The sequence below is a fragment of the Lapidilactobacillus bayanensis genome, from assembly GCF_003946695.1.
GTDB lineage: Bacteria > Bacillota > Bacilli > Lactobacillales > Lactobacillaceae > Lapidilactobacillus > Lapidilactobacillus bayanensis.
This window is the reverse complement of record NZ_RHOX01000001.1, coordinates 56,148-81,617: the sequence shown is the minus strand read 5'-3', so window position 1 is coordinate 81,617 and position 25,470 is coordinate 56,148. Positions and strand designations below refer to the sequence as shown.

The 25,470-nt window shown below is 41.5% G+C and carries 24 protein-coding genes; 2 read left to right on the top strand and 22 right to left on the bottom strand.

The window, feature by feature from the left end; all coding sequences use genetic code 11:
- The first annotated feature begins 427 nt into the window (after positions 1 to 427).
- Entirely contained in the window at positions 428 to 1,648 is a 1,221-nt protein-coding gene (locus EKM65_RS00370; protein ID WP_125604383.1) for a hypothetical protein, read from the top strand.
- A gap of 410 nt (positions 1,649 to 2,058) precedes the next feature.
- Here EKM65_RS00370 and EKM65_RS00365 read toward each other — a convergent pair whose 3' ends face one another.
- From EKM65_RS00365 to EKM65_RS00350, 4 genes are all read right to left on the bottom strand, one after another.
- Positions 2,059 to 2,367, bottom strand: coding sequence for a hypothetical protein (locus EKM65_RS00365; RefSeq protein ID WP_125604381.1), 309 nt, complete (start codon positions 2,365 to 2,367; stop codon positions 2,059 to 2,061).
- A gap of 28 nt (positions 2,368 to 2,395) precedes the next feature.
- The gene (locus EKM65_RS00360) at positions 2,396 to 2,710 is read right to left on the bottom strand and encodes a DUF960 domain-containing protein (protein WP_125604379.1); all 315 of its coding nucleotides are present in this window, start codon (positions 2,708 to 2,710) and stop codon (positions 2,396 to 2,398) included.
- On the bottom strand, positions 2,703 to 3,206 hold the full coding sequence (locus EKM65_RS00355) for an aminoacyl-tRNA deacylase (RefSeq protein ID WP_125604377.1): 504 nt from the start codon (positions 3,204 to 3,206) through the stop codon (positions 2,703 to 2,705). Before EKM65_RS00355 ends, EKM65_RS00360 begins: the two co-directional genes overlap by 8 nt.
- Before the next feature lie 559 nt (positions 3,207 to 3,765).
- Complete coding sequence (locus EKM65_RS00350) at positions 3,766 to 4,308, bottom strand: P-loop NTPase family protein (protein ID WP_125604375.1); 543 nt, start codon at positions 4,306 to 4,308, stop codon at positions 3,766 to 3,768.
- Between the two features lie 90 nt (positions 4,309 to 4,398).
- Here EKM65_RS00350 and EKM65_RS00345 point away from each other — a divergent pair, with 90 nt between their 5' ends.
- On the top strand, positions 4,399 to 4,821 hold the full coding sequence (locus EKM65_RS00345) for a hypothetical protein (protein WP_125604373.1): 423 nt from the start codon (positions 4,399 to 4,401) through the stop codon (positions 4,819 to 4,821).
- A 314-nt stretch (positions 4,822 to 5,135) separates the two neighbouring features.
- On the opposite strand, the gene EKM65_RS00340 is transcribed toward EKM65_RS00345, so the two are convergent.
- The 18 genes from EKM65_RS00340 to rimP all read right to left on the bottom strand — a co-directional run bounded on the left by EKM65_RS00340 (position 5,136) and on the right by rimP (position 25,460).
- Positions 5,136 to 5,663 carry an adenine phosphoribosyltransferase gene (locus EKM65_RS00340; RefSeq protein WP_125604371.1) on the bottom strand — a complete coding sequence of 176 codons (528 nt, stop codon included), beginning with the start codon at positions 5,661 to 5,663 and terminating at the stop codon, positions 5,136 to 5,138.
- A gap of 10 nt (positions 5,664 to 5,673) precedes the next feature.
- Positions 5,674 to 8,046 (bottom strand): single-stranded-DNA-specific exonuclease RecJ, encoded by a 2,373-nt coding sequence (recJ, locus tag EKM65_RS00335; protein ID WP_125604369.1) that lies wholly within the window; start codon positions 8,044 to 8,046, stop codon positions 5,674 to 5,676.
- Between the two features lie 37 nt (positions 8,047 to 8,083).
- Complete coding sequence (locus tag EKM65_RS00330) at positions 8,084 to 8,740, bottom strand: class A sortase (protein ID WP_125604367.1); 657 nt, start codon at positions 8,738 to 8,740, stop codon at positions 8,084 to 8,086.
- Positions 8,741 to 8,805: 65 nt separating this feature from the next.
- The gene (gene lepA, locus EKM65_RS00325) at positions 8,806 to 10,644 is read right to left on the bottom strand and encodes a translation elongation factor 4 (protein ID WP_125604365.1); all 1,839 of its coding nucleotides are present in this window, start codon (positions 10,642 to 10,644) and stop codon (positions 8,806 to 8,808) included.
- Positions 10,645 to 10,740: 96 nt separating this feature from the next.
- Positions 10,741 to 11,883 (bottom strand): molecular chaperone DnaJ, encoded by a 1,143-nt coding sequence (gene dnaJ / locus EKM65_RS00320; RefSeq protein WP_125604363.1) that lies wholly within the window; start codon positions 11,881 to 11,883, stop codon positions 10,741 to 10,743.
- A gap of 316 nt (positions 11,884 to 12,199) precedes the next feature.
- Complete coding sequence (gene dnaK, locus EKM65_RS00315; RefSeq protein ID WP_125604361.1) at positions 12,200 to 14,059, bottom strand: molecular chaperone DnaK; 1,860 nt, start codon at positions 14,057 to 14,059, stop codon at positions 12,200 to 12,202.
- Positions 14,060 to 14,093: 34 nt separating this feature from the next.
- A complete protein-coding gene (gene grpE / locus EKM65_RS00310; protein WP_125604359.1) occupies positions 14,094 to 14,741 on the bottom strand; it encodes a nucleotide exchange factor GrpE in 648 nt (215 codons plus the stop codon).
- 20 nt (positions 14,742 to 14,761) lie between these two features.
- Complete coding sequence (hrcA, locus tag EKM65_RS00305; protein WP_125604357.1) at positions 14,762 to 15,838, bottom strand: heat-inducible transcriptional repressor HrcA; 1,077 nt, start codon at positions 15,836 to 15,838, stop codon at positions 14,762 to 14,764.
- A 593-nt stretch (positions 15,839 to 16,431) separates the two neighbouring features.
- Positions 16,432 to 16,584, bottom strand: coding sequence for a hypothetical protein (locus tag EKM65_RS11095; protein ID WP_164506749.1), 153 nt, complete (start codon positions 16,582 to 16,584; stop codon positions 16,432 to 16,434).
- Between the two features lie 205 nt (positions 16,585 to 16,789).
- Positions 16,790 to 17,935 (bottom strand): radical SAM family heme chaperone HemW, encoded by a 1,146-nt coding sequence (gene hemW / locus EKM65_RS00300; RefSeq protein WP_125604355.1) that lies wholly within the window; start codon positions 17,933 to 17,935, stop codon positions 16,790 to 16,792.
- 12 nt (positions 17,936 to 17,947) lie between these two features.
- Positions 17,948 to 18,898, bottom strand: a complete 951-nt coding sequence (ribF, locus tag EKM65_RS00295) for a riboflavin biosynthesis protein RibF (RefSeq protein ID WP_191987303.1) — start codon at positions 18,896 to 18,898, stop codon at positions 17,948 to 17,950.
- Between the two features lie 43 nt (positions 18,899 to 18,941).
- Positions 18,942 to 19,847, bottom strand: coding sequence for a tRNA pseudouridine(55) synthase TruB (gene truB / locus EKM65_RS00290; protein ID WP_125604352.1), 906 nt, complete (start codon positions 19,845 to 19,847; stop codon positions 18,942 to 18,944).
- A gap of 122 nt (positions 19,848 to 19,969) precedes the next feature.
- On the bottom strand, positions 19,970 to 20,317 hold the full coding sequence (gene rbfA, locus EKM65_RS00285) for a 30S ribosome-binding factor RbfA (protein ID WP_125604350.1): 348 nt from the start codon (positions 20,315 to 20,317) through the stop codon (positions 19,970 to 19,972).
- A 14-nt stretch (positions 20,318 to 20,331) separates the two neighbouring features.
- Complete coding sequence (gene infB, locus EKM65_RS00280; RefSeq protein ID WP_125604348.1) at positions 20,332 to 23,196, bottom strand: translation initiation factor IF-2; 2,865 nt, start codon at positions 23,194 to 23,196, stop codon at positions 20,332 to 20,334.
- Positions 23,197 to 23,216: 20 nt separating this feature from the next.
- A complete protein-coding gene (locus EKM65_RS00275; protein WP_125604346.1) occupies positions 23,217 to 23,531 on the bottom strand; it encodes a YlxQ-related RNA-binding protein in 315 nt (104 codons plus the stop codon).
- The gene (rnpM, locus tag EKM65_RS00270; protein ID WP_125604344.1) at positions 23,528 to 23,827 is read right to left on the bottom strand and encodes an RNase P modulator RnpM; all 300 of its coding nucleotides are present in this window, start codon (positions 23,825 to 23,827) and stop codon (positions 23,528 to 23,530) included. Before rnpM ends, EKM65_RS00275 begins: the two co-directional genes overlap by 4 nt.
- A 20-nt stretch (positions 23,828 to 23,847) precedes the next feature.
- Positions 23,848 to 24,966, bottom strand: coding sequence for a transcription termination factor NusA (gene nusA, locus EKM65_RS00265; RefSeq protein ID WP_125604342.1), 1,119 nt, complete (start codon positions 24,964 to 24,966; stop codon positions 23,848 to 23,850).
- Between the two features lie 20 nt (positions 24,967 to 24,986).
- Positions 24,987 to 25,460, bottom strand: coding sequence for a ribosome maturation factor RimP (gene rimP, locus EKM65_RS00260; protein ID WP_125604340.1), 474 nt, complete (start codon positions 25,458 to 25,460; stop codon positions 24,987 to 24,989).
- Positions 25,461 to 25,470 lie beyond the last annotated feature (10 nt).

Below are 25,470 nucleotides of genomic sequence, written 5' to 3'. Positions count from 1 at the left end.
TATTTCACATCAGTAGTGCAAGTAAAATTTGGTTACACACAATAATGACTCAAGCTGCGTTGACCAACCGGTTTTTAGTGCAAACAAACAATATCATTAAGACACTCAAGTTGGCCCCCCTACACGCATGGCAATACAAATAGATAGCACTCAAATTTTTATCGTCGTTCTTTGACGCGATATCTTAGAGCATGGCTGCTTCCACAGACGCTTTTCTTTTTTGAGTAGATATGATATAAAAGATTGTCCCAACAATTAGCGACGGGCATGTTGAGATACTGAAACAACTGTGATTTTGAAATTGTCGACTTACCAGTAGTGATGTTGGTGCGGCTATTTTGCCATCAAATCAGCCATCAAATTCTGGTTGCGAACGCCAAACCTACTTAACTATTAAAACGATCAAATTTAACTTAAAGGAACACTCATGAGCTTAAAACAAAAATTTGTCAAACGGATCATCGTGATCATAATCGGCTGCCTATTAGTGGGCGTCGCGGCATGGTTCTTTAACCGACGAGCGGCCACGGCTCTAACACCAGCTCAACAAACACAGTTAGCCGTTTTCAGCCAAGTGCATTCTAAAGACAAGGTCACATCTGCGACGGATCATAAAAAAGAAATCGACATTAACGGTGACCTAACCGTGCCCAAGCATGTGATTAATGACGAGTATCCGTTGCTATTCAAAATGTGGTATGAATATAATGCCACGACGGCGCAATTGACCCTGCAAAGCCGTGATAGCAATGATTTATTGGTCTATGAGTTTGTCTTCGACTTCAAGCAACAACGGGTTTATTTTTATTATGATTATCAAGTGGATGTTGACGATGAGCGTGGCGTCGACTTTAAACGAACCTATCGCTTAACCGACAGTGGTACTAAATTGGTTGCTATCAAGAGTGAACAGCAGATTAATTATCGGTCCGCTAAGCAAAAAGCCGCAGCCAAAGCAGACATACAACAAGTGACACGCGAATATGAACGCGCGCTGAACTGGTTGCTTAAGAATCAAGCTAGCTATCCTGTTTTAAAAACCTATGCCACTACACTTGCTCACGACACCGACCAAGAAATAGCAGCCAAGCAGTCAAAGGCAAGCAAACAAAAGAAGCAGGCCAAAAAGGCATCGCGGCAGGCGCAAGCAAAAGAAGCAGATGATCAAGCTGCAGCGGATGTGCGTTCCTATCATGCTCATTTCACTGATACTCAATGGCGCAAATACATTTTATTACGCGCGCAATCACTTAAGTTAACCAATCCCACAATCACCGTTAAAACCTTGAGTGCGGCGGAAGAAGCGCAGTATTTTTCGGCATGGCATAATGGCACCGGTGGCGTTCCTAGATCGACCAAGCTGCCCTATGGCGCGTATTATTGGTTGCACGCTGCGGGTAAGGACTATGTCGTCACGCTCCCCACGATTTTTTACAACGAATCCTATTTGAAGGATCTGAATAATGATGCTTGGTATCCGCAAAAAATCACCGCCGACATGTTTGCCGATTATTTCAGTAACGCCGATTATCCCGATGATAGCTTGGATTTGCAGCCAACAAATTTTGTGCCGAAAACGCGTCAGCCAACAGTCGATGAAATTGTCTTAAATATCATGATTTGTGCGCCGACTAAAGATTCAGACTAAGTTGTTGCTTAGTGCAGTCAACAATTCGATTTAAGCAACGCTGGCGATGTCAAATGGCAACTTGCTAAATAAATAGGTCACCAGTAATTCCGAGAGTGTCAAACGGCGCATTGTTGAACAAAATTTCTAAGACAGCAACTATGCAGAATATTTAGACGTCAAACTTATCGGCGAACCAACAACGCTGAGTAAACTGCTTCAGAATGAGTTCGTTAGTGTCCGAGACAAATAGCAGACACACAAGAGGGGAATCAGGATTTATATCCCGATTCCCCTTTTGTGTGTTGTTATGACAAAAATTATTTTAACCACCCTGTACCGACCAACTAAAAGTTCTGACTGAACAGAACCAACTAGCCTAATCAGCAACGTAACACCACTTTTGTCCGGTATTTTTGAATTATTAATACTTACGCTATTTTTAGCGATTGGTTTAAGGCCGCCAGTAATTCGTCACGTTGATCCAGATCTTCATCGCATTCCAAATATGAGGCGTGTTCTAGCTGATTTAGTGGATCATTAAGGTCTTTATACTGTTGATCATAACTTTTAATACTAGCGGTCTTATTTGCCGCCGAATAATGAACGAGCAAACAACCGTCTGCAGGTTTATGTTGATGACTGAAGTCAATAATGAAAATATAATCCGTTTGTTGATTAGCTGCTTGAGAAATCTCGATTGAATGGGCAACTGTATGCGCAATATTTTTAATATTCATCGATAAACTACTTTCTAGATTAAGTCTGTTAATCTGCTTCTTGAGGTAATAGAATCGTTTGCGCCTGACCATCGTCGTAAACAAACAATGTTTGGGGGTAATGATTTTGATAGGCATATTCCGTATCAATGGCAATTGTGGCTTTTGTTTCATCGTCTTGATAAACATACTGCAAATGATCTTTTTGATCAGCTTGCAGTTTGAAGATTAAGACATTACCTTTCAGTGGGAAAACACCCTGTAAATTTTGGTCAATGATCAACCAGATTCGATCAATTAATTCATCGGGCAAAGCCGCAACAACACCAAAGCTGGCAAAACGATTAGCTGGTGCTTTAAACATCATCATTCCCCCCTGTTTCATTTTTAACGACTAAATCAACCACCGTTCCGTGGACAAAATCAACTAAATCTTGCGGGGCTAGTTTAACCGAACGTCCCAACTTACCCGATGAAACCATCATCGCAGGTAAATTTACAATCGATTGATCCAAATAAATTGGAAAGTGATCTTGATCATAAATACCGATTGGCGTATTAGCACCGTGAACGTAACCGGAAGTTTCTGCCAATTCTTTCAAAGGAATCATCCGCACGCGCTTATTACCTGAAGCTTCAGCCAATTTACGTTCATCTAAGTGATCATTTAACGGAATGACACCAACTAAAGGGCCAGTTTTTTCACCATGTAAGACCAGCGTTTTATAAATAATTGCTTGATCAGCCCGCTCAACTTCAGGGTGATCCAAGTTGAATTCTTTTTGCTCATAAGTAATCTTGGCGCGATCAAGAATTTTTTCGACCAATGTTTTTTGCAATTTAGCTTTCTTTTTGGACATGACTTTCACCTGATTCAATTAACTTAATATGTAAAAAACCGCCTAGTAGAATTTAGGCGGCTTAATTCTTGGCTATCAGCCTCATTGACTGTTTAAGCAATCAAACACGAAGCTGATGCCTTGAGCATCGAACAATTAGCCAAAAGACATCACCTCCCTTTCGTTAATTATCATAACAACAACTAACTGGAATTGCAAAAGTTTGATTTAGCTCAACTAACTTGTTGATTGCGGATCCTAAATTCGGCCACACAAAAAGCCTGACAGTCTTTGCCAGGCTTACTGAATCCAATAGTAAGATGATTTGCTCATTAAAGTTGGACTTTTTTTACAGCTTCTTGAATCGTGATGCCTTTTGCAGACTTCTTTGATTCAATATCAATAGCTGTAAAAATTTGCGTGTTCGTATTTAGTTGAATACGATATTTCATATGAAAAACCTCCGTTCATGTTTCCTAGATCTCGAACGGTCTTGGTAGCGAATGTCATTTACTATACGCGCAAACAGGAACAATGTCAAAGAAAAAGTTTTGGCCGCGTTTCGTCAATACATCACTTCTCACTTAGGTCGGCTTAAAGACGCGCTCAACGTTGCTAAAAACGTAGCTTTTTCGCGCCGATTGTGTAAAATAACCAATTTTTTAGTGGGCGCGTATTTTTGATAATAATCTTGCACCAACTGATAATTACGCCGTGGATAATCCCAGACAAACTTTAGAAATTGCCAGTATTCAACATTGAAATGCTCACTAAAGGCGGCTGCCATATCTGGACGTTGTTTATTAAACCACTTCTGACCCAGCGAACGCTGCACCACACGCATGACCGCCACGATGCGGGGAATCTGAAGCCAAATAATGAGATCTGCTCGCTGCAGGCGATCCGGCATTGTACTACTGTAATTACCATCGACGATACAATCCTGATGATCCTCTAAAAAACGATTTTGTTGCGCATTCAAGTTCAGTTTAGCTGCAGGACTATAATCCGTTTGATGCCAATGCTGGTCCAAATAAAAAATTGGATAATTAAGCGCTTGACCGATTGCCCGACTATAAGTAGATTTGCCACTTCCCGGCGAACCGATTATCATAATTTTCACTTCTTAGACCTCCAAACATTTCGCTAAGGCAGTTGTAAGCATCTACAGAATGCATTAAAATAAAGGTAATTTAAGTATTGGGTGTAGGTTATGAAATTATTTATTAAAAATCATTTATACGCTATTTTTGTAATTTTACTGATACTACTTGCTGGTGGTGCCTATCTCGTCAAGACAGACGCACCAATTGTTTCGGTTAGTAGTCAGCAGCGTCAATTCGTTCGTCATGAAAAAGACGAGAATCAATTAAATGCCGTCGAACGCTATTTTGAGAAACAACTCGCCAGTCATTTCACTGAGCAAGAGCTTAAAGAGATCGCCATAACCGTGATTGTGGCTGCTTTAATTCTCTTAATCTGTGAGCCGCTAATTCTCTGGTTCATTTATACTGGGCGTAAACCCAAAAAGCATGGCGCTGACGAATCTGCTGATCAACAACATCATCTGATTCATCACTACCAGAATCCCTACCGAATTGATCACGACACAGACAAAGATTTTAAAATATTCTAAACCAGCGATTGAACAATTAGCAGTAAAATAGCGTTGAGTTGTAGCAAAATTAGTCACTAAGTTTGTTTAATGCCGCTCACTTCAACAACAGAACATGCTGCAAAAATCTGATTGATCGGCCAAATTAAAATAACGAAGGAACTGGGACAAAAAATCCCAGTTCCTTTTTATTTTACCTTGTTGTGAAAAATAGTGTTGATGTTGGCTGATCTCAATTACGGCATTTTTTATTTGCAAAAAGTTTGATCAACGTAGCTTGCTAAATTGATTAGCAAACCCAACGCGCTTTTCATCTAGGTCTGATTTTAAATTGCTTAATATTTAAGTAATGAGAAAATATCGTAGTTTTTGATCTTGTCGCGGCCGTGTAACCCTTCTAATTCGATCAAGAAAGCAGCGCCAACAACGATGCCACCTAATTGTTCAACTAAATCGATAGTGGCAGCTACTGTCCCGCCAGTTGCCAATAAGTCATCAACGATCAACACTTTTTGCCCTGGTTTAACCGCATCTTTGTGCATGAATAATTCTGCTTCACCATATTCAAGTTGGAATTTAACGGAAACTGTCTCTCGCGGTAATTTACCTTTCTTACGAGCAGGCGCAAAGCCAACACCTAATTGATTAGCAACTGGACAACCAACAATGAATCCACGTGCTTCTGGCCCACAAATCATTTCAGTACCACGCGTCTTAGCAAAGTCAGTAATCCGATCAGTAGCCTCTGAATAAGCTTTACCATCAGCCATTAATGGCGAAATATCCCGAAAAATAATACCTGGTTCTGGAAAATCTGGAATTGAAGCCACATATTTCGAAAAATCAAAATCTTTATTTGCCATGATCTACATCCTATCTACCTTGACTTGATTTAAGGAACGTCCTGATCTGCGTCAAATCGCCAACTGCTAACTCACGATAACTCTTCTGCAACGCTTGTTGTTTCATGAAAGTCTTTGAGTCAGAAAGTTGCTGTTTGGACATTTGCGGTTGAGCGGTGATCTGTTCCTTATTTATTTTAACAAAGTTCAACTCAGAAAACACGCTTAATCCGAAACGCAGTTGCTGCACGGTAATGCGACAATGTTTGGCGAACTGTGTTAACTCAGAAACCGAAATCGTTTTCTGCTGGTATATTTCTTTTAATAAATTTCTTAATTGAGGGATCTGCATCTGTAGCCGTTCTTTCATTGCCGGCGAAGTATAGAACATTAAATAAATTCGCCGCGCGTTGGTGCTACTCAAATAACGCGTAAACAATTGAATGTCCGTTGGCAGATCAACGAACAGTAAATCTTGATGATCCGCTGCTAATTGAGTCAAAGTCGTGATCCGTGCCGAATCAGTATAGCGTTGCGCCAATTGATCTGCTAGTTTAGTGTTAAAGCAAACATATTGTCGTGGTGTTTGCCAAATCGTCTGGTCAAATTTTTTCTGACGCCAATCAATCAATTCCGCGTCAGGACTGGGCTTAACTGCCGACTTTGGCGCTGGTGTTGTTAAATCAACTGTAGTTTGTTGCGCAACTGGTTTGACAACTGCTGGTAAAATAAAATCTTCAATTTGCAATTGAACCGTTGTTTTACCTTGCCAATGATTTAACCCCAGTTGACCGACCGTCGTGACTCGGTTAACTGTCTGTAATTGTGCGGCCAGATCGCCTTGATGAAAGGCAATCCCACCAATAGCATTATTAAATGTTCCTTTGAGCGTTTGTTTAGTTTGCCCGATTGCCTGCCATTGTTGCCAGTGCAAATCTTGCAGCGCTACAATCGGTTCAGGATTGTGTTCACCATAAGGCTCAAGAATTTCACTGATTGCCGTGACCGACTCAACCGTGAGTTGGTCAATATTAGCCGCCGTATAAACAACATCGATTTGCTGGCGACTAGTTGCTTGAACCTTAGTCTCTTGCTGAGTTGCTTTCGTTCTTAAGTGTTCCCGTAGCGCTGTTACCTTATCGGCAGCTACTGTTAAACCAACGGCGCCTGCGTGACCGCCGAAATTAATCATTTGTGCGCGAAAGTCATCAAGTGCCGCAAATAAATCAAACTCGCCTACCGAACGGCCAGAGCCTTTCGCCTGTTGCGTCTCTGGATCAATGCTCAAAACGATCGTCGGACAATGATATTGATCAACTAAGCGACTGGCAACAATCCCTAAAACGCCTTCCGCCCAATTGTCACCAGCAATAACTAAAGCTGGTGGCGTCGTCGTGGTCGCTAATTGTGTTTCAACTTTGTCAATCACATCTTGAACCAACTTTTGTCGTTGCTGGTTGGTCTGTTCCGTTTCTACGGCAATTTTGGCGGCTGTTTCATCATCAAACGTCGTCAATAAGTCAACGGCTGGCCGGCCGCTTTTAACTCGTCCCAATGAATTTAAACGCGGTGCTAATTTGAAACCAATATCGTGAGCCGTGACGGCTTGTAAATCTAGCTTAGCTTGTTTTGCCAGTTCAACAAGTCCTAAACGTTCGCCGGTTCGCATTTGCTGCAAGCCATTAGCAACTAAAATGCGGTTGTCTGCGACTAACGGCATCACATCAGCGACAGTACCAATAGCGACCAAATCTAATAATTCAACTGGCAATTCACCGAGTAACCCCCAAGCCAAATAAAAAGCCACGCCGGCGCCGGCGAAATAACCAAATTTACAATCTGATTGGGGATGACGCGGATGAACGACGGCAAAAGCCGCTGGTAACTCAGTTGGTAGATCATGATGATCAGTCACAATCACATCAACACCATGACTTTGTGCATAGGCAACCTCGGTAGCACCAGAAATACCATTATCGACCGTAATCAATAATTGCGTACCATCAGCGACAATTTCGCGATAACGGTCCATATTAGGCCCGTAGCCGTCGGTAAAACGACTGGGAATATAATAGGCCGCTTCAATCCCCAACGTCGCCAGAGCCTCAACCATGATTGATGTACTGGTGACACCATCTGCATCGTAATCACCGTAGACGGTTATTTTCTCATTATGCTCAATGGCACTTTCAATTCGTGCAACCGCCTTATCTAGATCATAGAAATGATCTGGTGTTGTTAAATCAGCCAGATCGGTATCTAAAAACTGTGTAATTTTCTCAGCCGTGTCATAACCGCGCGCTACTAAAATAGACAGCACAGATTGGGGTAGTGCCAACTGTGCTGCTAAATTAGTGACAAGTTGCGGTTGTACTGCTTGTGGCTTTTGCCATTGTTCTTGCAAACGTAAAACTCCAATTCCGTTATGAAATCCCAATATTTTAGAAAATAGCTAACTTACTTTTGGTAGCAGTTGTCACCTTTTGTAACGTTCCTTGAACCGCCCAGCGCTTAGTCCCTGATTCAGCGCAAGTGATTAAGGTGATCATCTTCTTACCAGGAATATCACTGATAATGTTAATGCGTGTTGGTATAATGACTTGTTTATGGTCAATTCGATAAGTATAAACATGTTTTAAATCAGTCACATAGATTTTTTGACCAACTTTAGTTCTGGTAACTGGTGAGAATAAAATATTAGGATTAATCATGTGATGACCGGCCAGCGCGTAATTACCAACCCCCATCTTTTCGTTCTCTTTCATTGTTCCTGCACCAGTGGCTAGAGCCGACTTACTAACACCTTTAACGATCGGTAATTTCAACTTGACCGCCGGAATGGCGATTTTACCATAGTAGGCCAGATTAGCATCTGTTGCGGCCGCGGTAATTTGTTGAGCGTCGATACTACTAACCGCATCGAGATCATAACTAGCCTTCGCATTTTTAGCTTGTTTGATTTTTTGGCGATCAATTTGTGCTAGACGATTATTCGTGTTGTAACCAACAATCGCGTCCTTGATCTGCTGCCTAAAAATCAGCGTTAGACCAATGATTAATAATAAAGCGATCAAAACGATGCGTAACTTTTTTTTCAAAACTGCTGCCCCCCAGAAATAGCAAATTTCAAAAAGTTATTTATTCATTAAACGTTGTTAAAACTTCACTTACCTTTAATGTCATCGTCATTGATTTTTAAAATTGTCATAAAGGCTTCTTGTGGTACTTCAACATTTCCAATCGCCTTCATCCGCTTCTTACCAACCTTTTGCTTCTCAAGTAATTTACGTTTACGCGTGATATCTCCACCGTAGCATTTGGCCAAGACATTTTTACGATAGGCTTTAATCGTTGCTCGAGCCACAATTTTGGTGCCAATGGCAGCTTGGATTGGAACTTCGAACTGTTGTCGTGGAATAACTTCCTTCAACTTAGAAACAATTAAGCGGCCCCGTTCAGCAGCAAAATCGCGATGAACAATGAAACTCAAGGCATCGACTGCTTCACCGTTGAGCAAGATGTCCATTTTGACTAACTCACTGGCCCGATAACCGCTGATTTCATAATCAAGCGAGGCATATCCACGTGTACTGGATTTCAAATCATCGAAGAAATCATAAATAATTTCTGATAGTGGCAATTGATAAGTAACGTTAACCCGGTATTCGTCTAAATAATCCATCGTGACAAATTCGCCGCGCTTCTTTTGAGCCAGCTCCATAACAGCACCAACATAATCATTGGGTACCATAATCTCTGCTTTAACAAACGGTTCGCGAATTTCTTTAAGCGAACTCATTTCTGGTAGTTGAGCCGGATTTTCAATTGTTTGTTCAGTACCATCAGTTAACACGATGTGATAGTCAACCGATGGTGCGGTCATGATTAAATCCAGATCGAATTCTCGCTCCAAACGTTCCTGAATCACATCCATGTGTAACAATCCTAAGAACCCACAACGAAAACCAAAGCCTAAAGCTTGCGACGTTTCTGGCTCAAACTCTAAGGCAGCATCGTTTAGGCGTAACTTCTCTAAAGCTTCTCGTAAATCGGTGTACTTAGCATTATCGACGGGATACATCCCTGAATAAACCATCGGTGTAATTTTACGATAACCTGGTAATGCTTCTGCAGTTGGTTGATCCGTACTGGTAATCGTATCCCCAACATCGGTTTCTTGAACAGACTTAATCGCGGCAGTTAAATAGCCAACATCACCTGCCATTAAATAATCGCGCTGTAGTGCTTTGGGCGACATCACACCAACCTCTGTAACTTCATATTCACTATCATGGCGCATCATCTTAATATGATCACCAGGCTTAACCACCCCATCAAAAACACGAATGCTCAAAACAACACCACGGTAACTGTCATAGACGGAATCAAAAATCAACGCCTTTAAAGGAGCATTTAGATCACCAATTGGTGCTGGCACATCGCTGACAATCCGTTCCAATAACTCAGGAATACCCGTACCCACCTTGGCACTGGTTAAAACGGCATCTTGCGCATCAATCCCGATCATATCTTCGATTTCACTTTTGACCCGATCAGGATCGGCAGATGGTAAGTCGATTTTATTAATGACAGGCAAGATTTCCAAGTCATTGTCCAACGCTAAATAAACATTCGCCAGAGTCTGAGCTTCGACACCTTGGGCCGCATCAACCACCAGAATTGCCCCTTCACAGGCAGCCAATGAACGGGAAACCTCATAGGAAAAGTCCACGTGTCCAGGCGTATCAATCAGGTGAAAAATATAAGTTTCGCCATTTTTGGCCTGGTAATGTAGTTCAACCGCGTTTAATTTAATGGTGATTCCGCGTTCACGTTCAAGATCCATGTTATCCAACAATTGCGCTTGCATATCACGTTGGGCAACTGTATCGGTCATCTCCAAAATACGGTCGGCAATTGTTGACTTGCCATGATCGATATGAGCCACAATTGAAAAATTGCGGATATGTGTTTGACGCGCTTTCATTTCTTCTAAATTCATCTTTACACCAAACCTTTTAGTCTCAACAACCAGTATAACAAAAAAGCAGCTATGAAAAAAGCTGAACTGCTTTAACCATAACTACTTTCGTTTTGCTCAATTGTTAAATTTATCTTTCAAACGCGTGAATAAATTACTGTTTTGCGGATCAATCTTATCGCCGCCAGCTTGGACAAAATCCATTAAGGCTTGCTTTTGTTTGTCGTTTAAATGCTTAGGTGTCGTCACAGTGACAGTAACTGTTTCATCACCCATTTGCTTACTCCGCAAATGAGGAGCACCTTTGCCGCGTAACCGGAACTTAGTACCAGATTGTGTACCTGCCGGAATCTTCAAGCTAACTGGACCGTGGACGGTGTCAACCTTAATTTCATCACCCAAGGTTGCTTGGGGAAAACTAATCGGCATCGTCAAATAGATTTCAGCGCCATCACGTTGATACTTATCACTAGCCTGTACTCGGAAAACAATATACAAATCTCCGTAAGGGCCGCCATTTTCACCAGCTTCACCTTGGCCTTCAAGACGCATTTGTTGCCCATCTTCAACACCTGCAGGAACCGTCACTTTGATTTCGTGCGGTTGTTTTTCTTTGCCAGTACCATGACAAGTCTCACAAGGGTTCTCGATAATCTTACCTTTACCACCACAACGATCACAGACTTGACGTGAACGAATACGGCCAAGTGGTGATTGTTGTTCAACTTCTATAAACCCGGTTCCTTGACATTTCGGACAAGTAACCGGACTTGTTCCCGGTTTTGCGCCCGAGCCGCCACAAGTATGACAAGTTGCGTTACGTGAATAAGTAATCTTAGTTTCTTTACCGAAAATTGCTTCTTCAAACTTTAAATCCATTCGATATTGTAAATCTTCACCTTGACGCGGTGCATTTGGATTGGCTTGACGTGAACCGCCGCCAAAAAACTGACTAAAGATATCACCAAAGTCACCAAAACCACCACCATACTGCCCGCCTTGTGAGTATCCGCCACCAAATGGATTCCCACCAGCACCATCCATGCCGGCCTGACCGTATTGATCATATGAGGCCCGTTTTTGCGAATCAGAAAGTGTTTCGTAAGCCTCATTTACTTCTTTAAATTTTGCCTCAGCATCTGGTGCCTTATTAATATCAGGATGATATTTCTTTGATAATTGGCGATAAGCCTTCTTAATATCAGCCTCAGATGCATCTTTGCCGACACCAAGAACGTCATAATAGTCCCTATCTGCCATGTTGTTCCTCCTTGTCGGCTACTGCCGAATAATGTCCTGAGAAAAGGATAGCATAAACAAGTTAATTTGCAAAATCAGAGTGCGGAGAACAACGGGTTGGCAACATGACTTTAAACGGGAAGATCATTGCGTGCTAACGCAAGGAGATTCACGCTTAAAGTCACTGTTGCCAGTTGTTTTTCGCACGATTTTTCGTAGTCAGCCTGACGTTTTCCAGAGATTGATGCCACACTACAAAATAAAAATGCGGTCGGGACAAGATTACTTATCACCAACCCCATTTTTTTGAATTTTGCAATTCTAGTGATTTAACTGATTATTTCTTATCCTTATCAAGGTCTTCAAAGTCGCCATCAACAGTATCGTCATTTCCTTTGTCTTTGCTATCAGAGTTAGGTTTGGCATCACCAGTATTAGCATCGCCTTGAGCTTGTTGAGCCTCTTGAGCTTGTTGATATAATTTAACGGTTAAATCTTGCACGATTGTGTTTAATTCATCACGTTTTGTCTTCATATCTTCAATGTCATTAGCTTCTTGAGCTTTCTTCAATGCTGCTTTTGCATCTTCAGCTTTCTTGATTTCTTCATCAGAAACTTTGCCTTTAAGTTCACCTAAAGTCTTGTCAGTTTGGAAGAGCAATTGATCAACATCATTCTTCAGATCAACCTCTTCTTTACGCTTCTTATCTTCTTCGGCGTTCTCTTCGGCTTCTTTCTTCATCTTGTCAATTTCCTCATCAGAAAGGCCTGATGAACTCTTGATCGTAATCTTTTGTTCTTTTTGTGTACCTAAATCTTTGGCAGAAACATTAACGATACCGTTCTTGTCAATATCGAATGTCACTTGGATTTGTGGTACGCCACGAGGTGCAGCAGGAATGTCAGCTAATTGGAAACGACCCAAAGTCTTGTCGTCAGCAGCCATTGGCCGTTCGCCTTGCAACACATGGATATCAACAGCAGGTTGATTGTCAGCAGCAGTTGAGAAAACTTGAGACTTGCTTGTTGGAATGGTCGTGTTGCGATCGATTAACTTAGTGAAGACGCCGCCCATTGTTTCAATACCTAATGACAATGGTGTCACATCAAGTAAAACGACATCCTTAACATCACCGGTAATGACACCGCCTTGAACAGCAGCGCCGATAGCAACGGCTTCATCAGGGTTAATTGAATGATCTGGTTCTTTGCCAGTCCAGTTCTTAACCGCTTCTTGAACAGCAGGAATACGAGTTGAACCACCATTTAAAATAACTTTGTCAAGATCTGAATTTGATAAACCAGCATCACGTAACGCATTGTCAACTGGAACCTTCGTCCGTTCAACCAAATCAGCAGTCAATTGATCAAATTTAGCACGTGTCAAAGTTTCTTCCAAATGAAGCGGACCGTTAGCACCTGCAGAGATAAATGGTAAGCTAATTTGAGTTTGAGAAACACCTGATAAGTCTTTCTTAGCCTTTTCAGCTGCGTCCTTCAAACGTTGCATCGCCATCTTGTCCTGTGATAAATCAATGCCATTCGCATTCTTAAATTGAGCAACTAACCAGTCAATGATCTTGTTATCAAAATCATCTCCACCTAAACGAGTATCGCCGTTTGTTGACAAGACTTGGAAGACACCGTCGCCTAATTCAAGGATGGAAACATCAAACGTACCACCACCAAGGTCATAAACGAGCACCTTCTCATCAGCGTCACTCTTGTCCAAGCCATAAGCCAAAGCACTAGCAGTTGGTTCGTTGATAATTCGAGAAACGTTCAAGCCAGCAATCTTACCGGCATCTTTAGTTGCTTGACGTTGGGCATCATTGAAGTAGGCTGGAACAGTAATAACAGCATCTGTGACAGGCTCGCCAAGATAGTCCTCAGAGAACTTCTTAATATATTGTAAAATCATGGCTGAAATTTCTTGTGGTGTATAATCCTTGCCACCAACGTGAACCTTATAGCCTGCTTCACCCATGTGACGTTTGATTGATGAAACCGTATCAGGATTAGTAATTGCCTGACGCTTAGCAACTTCACCAACTTGGATTTCGCCATCTTTGAACGCAACAACTGATGGTGTCGTCCGATTACCTTCTGGATTTTCAATAATTTTGGGCTTGCCGCCTTCAAGAACTGCGACGGCAGAGTTCGTTGTACCTAAGTCAATACCAATAACTTTAGACATATTATTTACCTCTTTTATTTAAAAATTAATTTAATTATTTTGCAACAACAACCATTGCTGGTCGAATAACACGATCTTTTAATTGATAACCTTTTTGTAACACTTGCGAGATCGTATCCGCAGGGTGATCTTCGTCAGCAACGCTGGTCTGAACGGCTTGATGCTTCGTTGGGTCGAACACTTCGCCAACCTCACCTAATGGCTTAATGTCATTATCAGTTAAAGCGGTTTGGAAATGTTCTAACGTCATCTCAACACCCTTGTGAATCTGTTGGGCCTGTTCATTATCAGCATTAGCTGCCAAAGCACGTTGCAGATTGTCAACAACTGGCAAGATTGCCGTTGCCAACTTTTGCGCGGCATACTTCTGCAAGTTTTCTCGTTCTCGTTGATGACGCGTGTGCATGTTTTGAATCTCTGCTTGGGAACGTAAAAACTTGTCATCAAGTTCACTGCTTTTCTGTGTTAGATCAGCAACTTGTTGTTTTAAATCTGCAATCTGCTTTGCAGGATCACCTTTTAGTAGCTCATCTAAATCAGCCGTATCCTGTCGATCAACTACTTTCTTAGTTGCGTCTGGATCAGACTGGGCAGCTTTAGATGTTTCTTTTGCTTGCGCTTCTTTTTCCGCGAACTTCGGATCTTTTTCTGATGGGAAGTCTTTATCAATCTCTTTAGCCAAGTTGTTCCTCACTCCTTCGATTAACTATCATCATGAAATTTATTGTAATACTCAAACATCTTTTTAACGAGTTCATCAGAGAACAACTGCATTAACCCAATCAACTGTGAATATGGCATGCTAGTTGGACCAAGGATTGCAATGACACCACTACCATGATGACCAACATTATACTTCGCAGTAATCAAGCCGTAATCGCTGAATAATGAATTGTCGAATTCATCACCCAATCTGACCGAAATTGGCCCTAATGGACTATCTTGACTAGTAGTTACCCCATCATTGTCTAAATCCAACAATGAAGGTAAAACTGAATCTTTATCCAACAATTGATAGATCGACTTCAGCCGATCTAAATCGTCAGGTTGCACAAAGTTTAAAAGATTGGAACGACCACTAATGTAGAAATGTTCCGTTGCAGCATGACGTAAAACGTCGCCAAACAAATCAACAAAGCCATCAGCTGAATGCAAATACTGCGTCAATAACTGAGGAATTTCACTCTTGAGCTGTTGTTTGACTCGCACCATCGACATCCCCACTAATTGGTCATTAATAATCCGAACTGCTCTTTCTAAATCTTCTGAGCTTACATCTTGAGAAACATGATAGACACGGCTCTCGACGGTGCCCATACTCGTTGCTAAGATAGCAATAACCTGATCATCACCAAGCGAAATCAATCTGAACCCTGTCAACGTTACATCCGAAGATTCAGGCCCTAAGGAAATCGATGTGTAATTAGTCAAATTTGAGAGGATATTGGCAGATTGTTTAACGATGTCATTAATTTCATGATACTCATGATTAAAATCTTGAGCAATTGCAGAAAACGTTTGGGGTGAAACGGTACTTGGCTGTAATAAGTAATCCAAATAATACCGATAACCGGCAGTTGAAGGAACCCGACCTGATGATGTATGATTCTTCATCAACAACCCGGCCTCTTCCAATGCGGCCATTTCATTACGAATTGTCGCCGAACTGATTTGCATAGGTAATTGATTCATCAACGTTTTCGAACCAACCGGCTGACCAGTTTCATTATATAACCGGACAATTTCTGCTAAAATCAGTGCCTGACGTTTAGTTGGCATGATCATCACCTCTTTTTTAGCACTTAATGCTTATGAGTGCTAACAACAATATAAAATATAACAATGGTTGGCTTTAAAGTCAAGGAAACACCACCTTTTTTGTCCAAAAATGTTAAATTCAGGCTTGGGACTTAGACCGCCTTCATTCTTGCGAACAACTAGGTCAGATGCTCGACTTTTGAATTGTCGTATTGTGATTTTTGGTGTCAAAATAAAACTGAACTGGTGGCCCTAAAACTGTTGTACTGTGGTTGTTCGTGCCCGCGGAAAATACGCTGATGGAACACTGCGAGCTTGATTTGAGCCAAATCAAAACCAATTCGACTCAAATATAAACTTTCTTCTGAATACTAAGTCCTAAAACTGCTATGATTGCGCTTCTTCGTGCCTGCGGGAAATGCGCTGGTGGAACGCTGCGAGTTTGATTTGAGCCAAATCAAAGATCGATTTGTCTCAAATACAAACTTTCTTGTAAGTGGTAAACCACCAACAAGAATGCCGCGGCTGACCGCGATTTTCCTCCGGCACTGACGAAAATGATGATATGGTGTGATTTAATCGCAAATTTGTGCTTCTAAAAATTAGAAGATAATTCAACCACTCGTCAGTTCAGCGCTTGCGCAAAGGTTACCATCTTGCTTGTATAGTGAGGGAAAATAAATACCGCGCAGTGGTGAAATTGTTGTTAGTAATTTATTACTTACAAGACCTGTCTTGGAGACAATTTTGCAAAAAATTGGCTTCAAGCAGTGTCCACCACGTTCCAGCGAAAGTATTTATTTTCCCTCACGGTACTCGCTACACTCCGTATGCAACCTTTGCGTAAGCGCGAAGAACCACAACACAACAGTTCGAGTTCTCACTATTTTAATCTGCGCTGCTCACTACGTTCCAACAAAAACAGCATCGGATTTTAAACCCCATGCTGTTAAATACACGATCTTTCTGTTTTTAGACTAACATGAATTCGGCAAATACATCATTGCCGACAAAACGTCCGCGCTCAGTCAAATAATAGGATCGCGAATTTTCTGCTAATAATCCTTGCCTAATCAACTTAGGAATAATGGTTGGATAAACGGTCAATAAGTCCGTTCCAAAACGTTGCTTAAAGGTTGTCTTAGCGACACCAGCGTTCAAACGTAAACCTAAAAATAATTGTTCTTCGATCTGTTGATTACGCGTAATATTCTCAGACATCAAAATTGGTAATTGATTCTTAGCAAGTGGTGCTAAATACTGCTTAATCGGGCCAAAGTTTTGATAGCGTGTATCATTTAAATAACCAGATGCCCCAGCGCCAAAGCCAAAGTAATGCTGGTTATGCCAATACATTAAGTTATGCTGTGACTGATAACCAGGCTTAGCAAAATTACTAATCTCATATTGTGCCACGCCCTGTTTAGCAAATTCATCCATTGCAAGCTGATACATGTCTGCTTCCATATCTTGTGAAGGCAGTTGCAGTTTACCCCGGCGCATTAAATTGTAAAAGACCGTTTTTTGTTCGAGAATTAAGGAATACGTGGCATAATGTGGAATATCCAAGGCTAACGCCTGCTGCAAACTTCTGCCGAAATCAACCAAGTCTTGACCAGGTAACCGATAAATCAAATCAATAGAAAGATTATCAAAACCAGCTGCCTGAGCATTTTGCACGGCCTGAATAGCTTGAGCAGCTGTATGAGTCCGTCCAATTTTTTTCAAAACGTCATCGTTAAATGATTGGACGCCGATACTTAAGCGATTAACACGATTTTCTCGTAAAACTTGCAGCTTATCACCGGTCAATAAATCATTGGGGTTGGCTTCGACGGTAAATTCAGCAACTTGTTCGATTGGTAATAGTTCTTGCAACCCATTCAACAAATAAGCCAACTGTGTCGCCGAAAGTGCAGTCGGTGTTCCCCCACCAATATAAATGGTTTTAATCTCAGTATCAGGATGTTGTTGCCGTGATAATTTGATCTCCTTTAACAAAGCGGTCAAATAGTCATCGACTGGTTGCCCCTGAATGAAGACTTTATTGAAATTGCAATAATAGCAAATGTGTTCACAAAACGGAATGTGAATATAAACGCCAACAGACTGTTTCATGACCGGACTCCTCTAATTCTTATTTTTCAAGTTAAAATACTGACGACTCTTAATCTCGTCATCAGTCAACTGCGCAACAAGTGCATCGGCGTCAGTAAATTTTTCTTCACCACGCAACCAATGATTCCATCGCAACTTAATTGTCTCGCCATAAATATCTTGGTGAAAATCAAAGATATTTACCTCAACAGTTACTGGGCGGTGATCACCAAAAGTCACATTGTGACCGACAGACGTCATCGCTGGATACCAATGATCTTGCACTAAAATCTCCGTCGCGTAAATGCCAATTCCTGGTAAGCGCTCAGTATCTAACGTTTTAATATTAGCTGTTGGATAACCTAACGTTCGACCGCGCGCTTCACCGTGAACAACAATCCCGTCTGTTTGATAAACATAGCCCAATAAGGCATTAGCTCGGTCCACATCACCACGATTTAAAGCTTGACGAATGGTACTAGACGAAATCTTTTCGGTAAACTTTTTCTGTTCGGGAATTGTCACGATTTCAAAACGATCCTGCGCGTATTGAGGCAACGTTAGCATGTTCGCCGTATCTTTTTGACCATAAGTATAATCGAAGCCGGCCACAACGACTTGTGTGCCCAGAGCGACTAAATAATCATCGACAAATTGTTGTGGTGCCAAGTGACCAACCGTTGACGTAAAGTTGATCACATACATGATATCTACGCCTAATTCCTGCAATAGTTCAGCCTTGCGTTCCAACGTCGTTAAATATTCGAATTGAGCAGCTTCGATCTGACGAAAAACAATGCCTGGATATTTGTCAAACGTCATCACGGCAACGGGTAATTGCTGATCATGACCGATTTGAATAGCAGTCTTAATCACTTTCTGATGCCCCAAATGCACGCCGTCAAAAAAACCTAACGCCATGACTTTAGGTTTCGTATTGATTTTTATTAAATCTAAAGGGTAATTAAGTGGGATAACTTCCAAAAACAAATCCTTCTTTCAAACTTAAAGATTAAACTTGGTGAAATTAATCGTTGGTTAACATCATCGTCGCCGGGACGTAATTGCCTAATCGCGTTTTTTTAGATTGATAAATTGCTTTGATGTGATTTTGATAGCTCAAGGTTATTTCTGATGCAGTTAGTGCGGCAGTGATTGCCCCGCCATTTTGGACTTTTTCCCACTGTTCTGGAGATAAATCCAAGTTGGGCAAATCTGCTAAGACCGTTTCAATTGGGCGGATAACTTTTTCTAAGCTATTATTTGCCATTGCGGTTTCAATCTCAGTCAGTGTCACGGTTTGGTCCAAGGTGATGCCGCCACTTTTCAGACGTCGTAAGTTAGACATTACTGCAGGAATTGCCAATTTTCTACCAACATCAGTTGCAAGTGTACGGACATAAGTACCCTTGGAACAACCCACTTCAAATGTAAAAGTAGCGGTTTGACTAACCGCTTGGTAAATAACAGGCGATGTTCTCGCAAAATAGTCAACCTGAATTTGGCGGCTCGGACGTTCTATCGTCTCGCCAGCACGCGCATATTCATAAAGGCGTTTACCGTTAACCTTAACTGCAGAAAACATTGGCGGGATTTGGGTAACCGCGCCGACAAACTGAGCTAAACAATCATCGACTGTTTGCTCAGAGGGGGCGGCGGTTAAAGCAATCCGTTCAATTTCCTCACCAGATAAATCTTCAGTCGTCGTGGCAAAGCCAAGGGTAATTTCACCTTGATAAATCTTGCCGCTTGCTTGAATCCGGTTAACTAATTTAGTCGCCTGACCAACACAAATCGGTAAAACACCGTCAACATCAGGATCGAGTGTACCAGTGTGACCAATTCGACGTTCATGCAGAATCTTGCGTAACTGATAAACACAACCAGCACTAGTCATACCTTTTGGTTTAAATAAGGGAATAACACCATTCATCGATAATCCTCCAATTCAATCCTAATTAGTATATCATATCTGACAGCTTCAACTTAATGATGTTTTCTTTTCCAGACAACAAAAAAAGCTGCGACATTAGTCGGCAGCTTTTTTGAAAAGTTTTAATCCTGAGCGTTCATCTTACGAATTAATTCATCGATCCGTTCACCGTAACGAACAGATTCATCTTGAACAAATTCAAGTTCAGGGATCTTATAAATTTTAATTCTAGCGGCAAGCTCGCGCCGAATTAAGCCACTTGCTTTGTCTAAACCAGCTTGGGCATTCTCGACGTCACTAGCTTTGTTAGATAAAATACTGTAATAAATCTTGGCTTGTTGTAAATCGCCAGTTAAATCAACACCTGTGATCGTAACGCCCTCAACTCGGGGGTCACGCACTCGCTTGAGTAAGATGTCGTTAACTTCACGCTGAATTTCTTGTTCAACACGACCAACACGATGTTTCATGAGAACACCTCCAACTATTTAACAGGAACTTCTTCCATAACAAAAGCTTCGATTTCGTCGTCAACCTTAATGTCATTATAATTCTCAATCATGACACCACATTCAAAGCCTTGACGAACTTCTTTAACGTCATCTTTGAAGCGTTTCAAGGATGATAATTTACCTTCGTAAATCACAATACCATCACGGATCAAGCGCACGCCTGAATCACGTTGAATTAAGCCGGTATTAACCATACAACCAGCGATTGTTCCCAACTTAGAAACTTTATAAAGTTCGCGGACAATTAAATCGCCAGTAACTTTCTCTTCGTAAGTTGGCTCCAACATACCCTTCATGGCAAATTCGATCTCCTCAATGGCACGATAGATCACATTGTGTAGGCGAATATCAACATCTTCACTCTCGGCTTGTGCCTTAGCTTGCGGTGTTGGCCGAACGTTGAACCCAATAATGATGGCATTACTTGCCGAAGCCAAGGTGACATCACTTTCATTGATCGCACCAACGGCAGAGTGAATAATGTTGACGCGTACGCCTTCAACATCAATCTTTTGTAAACTCCCGGTTAATGCCTCAGCAGAACCTTGAACATCGGCCTTAATAATAACGTCGACTTCTTTAAGCTCGCCCTCTTTCATTGTTTCAAAGAGGTTATCTAAGGTTACACGATTAGACTTGTTTCGCTCTGCCAATTGTGCTCGTTTAGCACGTTCCTCACCGGCTGAACGCGCGGTCTTTTCATCATCAAAAGTAGCAAAATGATCGGCAGAATCCGGTACATCGTTCAACCCCGTAATCTCAACTGGTTCAGAAGGAAAGGCTTCTTTAACACGACGACCACGATCATTGGTCATAACACGGACACGACCGAAAGTATTACCAACTACGATTGGATCACCCACGTGTAATGTTCCTTGTTGAACCAATAACGAAGCAACTGGGCCTTTACCTTTATCCAAACGTGCTTCAATAACTGTCCCGACACCTTTTTGATCAGGGTTAGCCTTTAATTCAAGAACGTCAGCTTCAAGTAAGACCATTTCCAATAACTCATCAATGTTCGTTCCCATTTTAGCTGAAATCTCGACGAAAATGGTATCGCCACCCCATGATTCAGGAATTAAACCATACTCAGTTAATTGTTCCATAACATGATTAGGATTTGCACCGGGCTTGTCAATCTTGTTGACAGCAACAATAATCGGTGCATTGGCAGCCTTAGCATGGTTAATGGCTTCAATTGTCTGTGGCATGACACCATCATCAGCAGCAACAACTAAGATGATAATATCAGTGATATCGGCACCACGAGCACGCATATTAGTGAAGGCAGCATGTCCAGGTGTATCCAAGAAAGTAATCACCCGTCCATTAAGCTTAACTTGATAAGCACCAATATGTTGCGTAATACCACCAGCTTCACCAGCTGTTACGTGAGTATGACGTAAACGATCCAACAAGGTTGTCTTACCATGATCAACATGTCCCATGATTGTGACGACTGGCGGACGACTTTCCAAATGTGCTTTATTTTCAACTTCTTCATTGAAAATTGTATCGATATCAGAAATATCTTCTTCAACTTTTTGTTCGGCATTAATACCATAATCAGTCGCAATTAATTCAATCATATCTTTATCCAAGGATTGGTTTTGGTTAACCATGACACCCAACATGAATAATTTCTTAACGATTTCTGCTGGTTCGCGGTGTAATAACTTACCTAAGTCTTGTGCATTCATGCCTTCAGCATAAACCAATGTTTCTGGCAATGGTCGATCCTTACGTTGTGGCATTTCCTTTTTAACCTGGTGACGTTGTTGCGCACGTTGCTTACGCTTATTCTTCTTCCGGTTATTAGGATTAAATGGTGTTTGTGATGGGCCGGCCGAACGATCACGACGAGGGCCATTGTTATTATTATTTGAGCGGTTGCTACTCTTACGTGTATCAGTTGTCGGTTGCGGAACTGGAATTGGTGCAACTGATTGACTTGTAGCAGGACGCGCTTGTGGTTTAGCAGCAGGTTTTGACGTTGTTGTTGCCTGAGTATTAGTCGTTGTTGTCTTCTTGGCAGCAGCTGCCTTTTGTTCTTGACGACGTTTCTCATTGCGGCGTTTACGTTCGTTTTCACGTTGTTGCTTAATGTCAGCTTGAGTTTGTGCCGCTTGTTCTTTATATTGTTCCAAGTGACGCAATCCGGCATTTACAGGTCGTGAAGCTGGTGCTGGCCGCGATTGTGTATTGTTGCGTGAATTGTTGCTGTTTTGCGGACGCGACTTTTGGTTGTTGTTCCGTTGTTGGTTATTGTTGGCAGCACGTGGATTCGGACTGCCATTAACGTTGCGATGATCATTTGTGCGATGTTGATTGTTGGTTTGACCGGCATGCTGATCACGTTGTTGGCCTTGATTGTTGCGGTTTGGCCGTGAATTGTTTGACTGCGTGTTTGTCGGCCGCCGAATCGACGTGATTTTAATCTTAGTTTTGCCGCCTTGCTGGGACTTATGCTCCGTGTCAGTGTGTGCGGCTGACTTGGGTGTTGCATGATTAGCTTGGGTCGTCTTAGTTGATTGAACATGACGATCGGCTGATTGTTCAGTTTTAGCAACTGATCCATTAGTTTTAGCTGGTTTAGTCACCGGTTTAGCTACAACAGGTTGACTAACTGTTGACTTAGTTGTCGGTTTAGTCGCAACTGATTTAGCCGCACTAACGCTTTGCTTTAATTGACTCGTTAATTTAGTCACCTGTGTTTCATCTAAAGTTGACATATGATTCTTGACGTCATAGCCAGCTTCCTTCGCTTTATTAAGTACGTCTTTGCTAGGAATGTTCAGTTCTTTGGCTAATTCGTATACTCGCTTTTTCCCCATATTTCACACTCCTTAATTATTTATCTCATTAAACTCACCATACCTTTGGCAAAACCCGGATCATTAATACCAATGACCTTACGCGGTTGTCCAATTGCTTGAGTTAATTGTTGGGTCGTGAAAATTTCAATCACGGGAATATGATTAAAATTCGCTTTATCTCTAATTTTTTTCTGGGTATTAACACCAGTGTCGCTTGCCAGGAAAATCAATTTAATCTGTTGCTTGCTTAAACCGCTGACAACTAATTCTTCACCAGTTGTCAATTGGCGCGCGCGCTGGGCTAATCCTAATAATCCTAATAATTTTTGCTGCTGTGCTTGATCAATGGTCATTGCTGAGAACCAAATAATTCTTGACGTGCCTTTTGATGGTCAACATAAGCAAATAACTCATCGTAAAATTCGGGTGCCACAGTTTGATCAAAAACATGATCAATCGTTTTTTTAGCCTTGGCCGCTTTAACTGCCTCAGGATCTAAAGAAACATAAGCGCCACGACCAGCTTTTTTGCCGGAAGGATCAATACTTAGTGCACCGGTTTGATCGCGAACGATGCGGATCAAAGACTTCTTGGGCAACATTTCTTCTGTCAAAATATCTCGGCGCAGCGGAACTTTTCTTTTCTTCATTTTCTCATCACCTGTGAAAATTATTCTTCAGGATCTGATGTTGCTTGTGACTCATCATTAACTGATTCATCAGCAACATCGACATCATTATCGTCATCGTCAACAAACTCAACTTCAGACTCTGGCTTAATATCGATTTTGTAGCCGGTTAATTTTGCAGCTAAACGTGCGTTTTGACCACGCTTACCAATTGCTAAAGATAATTGATAATCAGGAACAATTACCATGCACTCGCGTTGTGCTTCGTCAAATTGAACGGCAATCACTTGAGCAGGATTAAGCGCATTGGCAATATAGTCAGATGGATCTTCTTCCCACTTCACAATATCCATATTCTCACCATCTAATTCGTTGACAATGGCTTGAACACGTTGACCTTTAGGACCAACACAAGTACCGACTGGATCAACATTAGGATTAGTTGAGCGAACAGCAACTTTAGAACGATCTCCTGCTTCACGAGCAATCGAAACAATCTCGACCGTACCATCGTATACTTCAGGTATTTCTTGTTCAAACAAACGCTTGACCAGCTCAGGGTTGGTCCGTGAAACAAAGACTTGTGGCCCCTTCGTTGTGTTTTCAACTTTGCTAACAAACACTTTGATCCGATCGTGAGTTTGATAATCTTCATTAGGAATTTGATCTTGGCGACCCATAACTGCTTCAATATCACCTAAGTCGACATAAATATATTTATTATCCCGACGTAAAACGGTACCTTGAATGATCTCATGTTCATATTGCGTATATTCATTATAAACTTGTGAACGTTCAGCCTCACGCAAGCGTTGCATAATAACTTGTTTAGCAGTTTGTGCAGAAATCCGACCAAAGTTAGCTGGTGTGACTTCAACTTTAAAATCATCGCCAATTTCGTATGCGCGATTCTTAGCTAACGCTTCTTTTAAGCTAACTTCTAAACGTGCATCAACAACATCATCAACAACTTTTTTAACGGCATAAACATGGATGTTACCCGATTTTTGATCAAATTCAACTTCAACGTTTTGGGCTTGGTTGTAATTACGCTTATAAGCAGAGACTAACGCAGCCTGAATCGCATCAATGACAACTTCTTTTTTAATACCCTTTTCCTTTTCTAGTGCATCTAATGCACCTAACATTTCCTCATTCATGACGTGTTCCCTTCTCAATTCTAAAATTCAATTGCTAATCGCGCTTTGGCAACGTTTTTGCGTGGAATTGTAATCTGTTTAAGGCGACCTTTGTCCTTATAATCCAAAGTTAGTTCATCAGCAGAAAGCTGCCGTAAATATCCTTCGTAGAATTTCTTCTTAGCAATCGCCGCATACAGTGAAACGTGAATATATTGGTTAATAGCAGTTTGATAATCCGCTTCATTTTTTAACGACCGTTCTGCACCTGGTGAGGATACTTCCAACACGTAGGCTTGTGGAATTGGGTCAGGATCAGCCTGATCCAACTGTTCGCCTAACAGATCACTAACTAACGCACATTCTTCGATGTTGATACCACCTGGTTTATCAATATAAACGCGCAGGAACCAACTTTGTCCCTCTTTAACATATTCTAAATCGACTAGTTGAAAATGGTTAGTATTGAGAATCGGCATGACCAGCTCTCGAACGGTTTCAATGACTGAACTCAAAACCAAACCT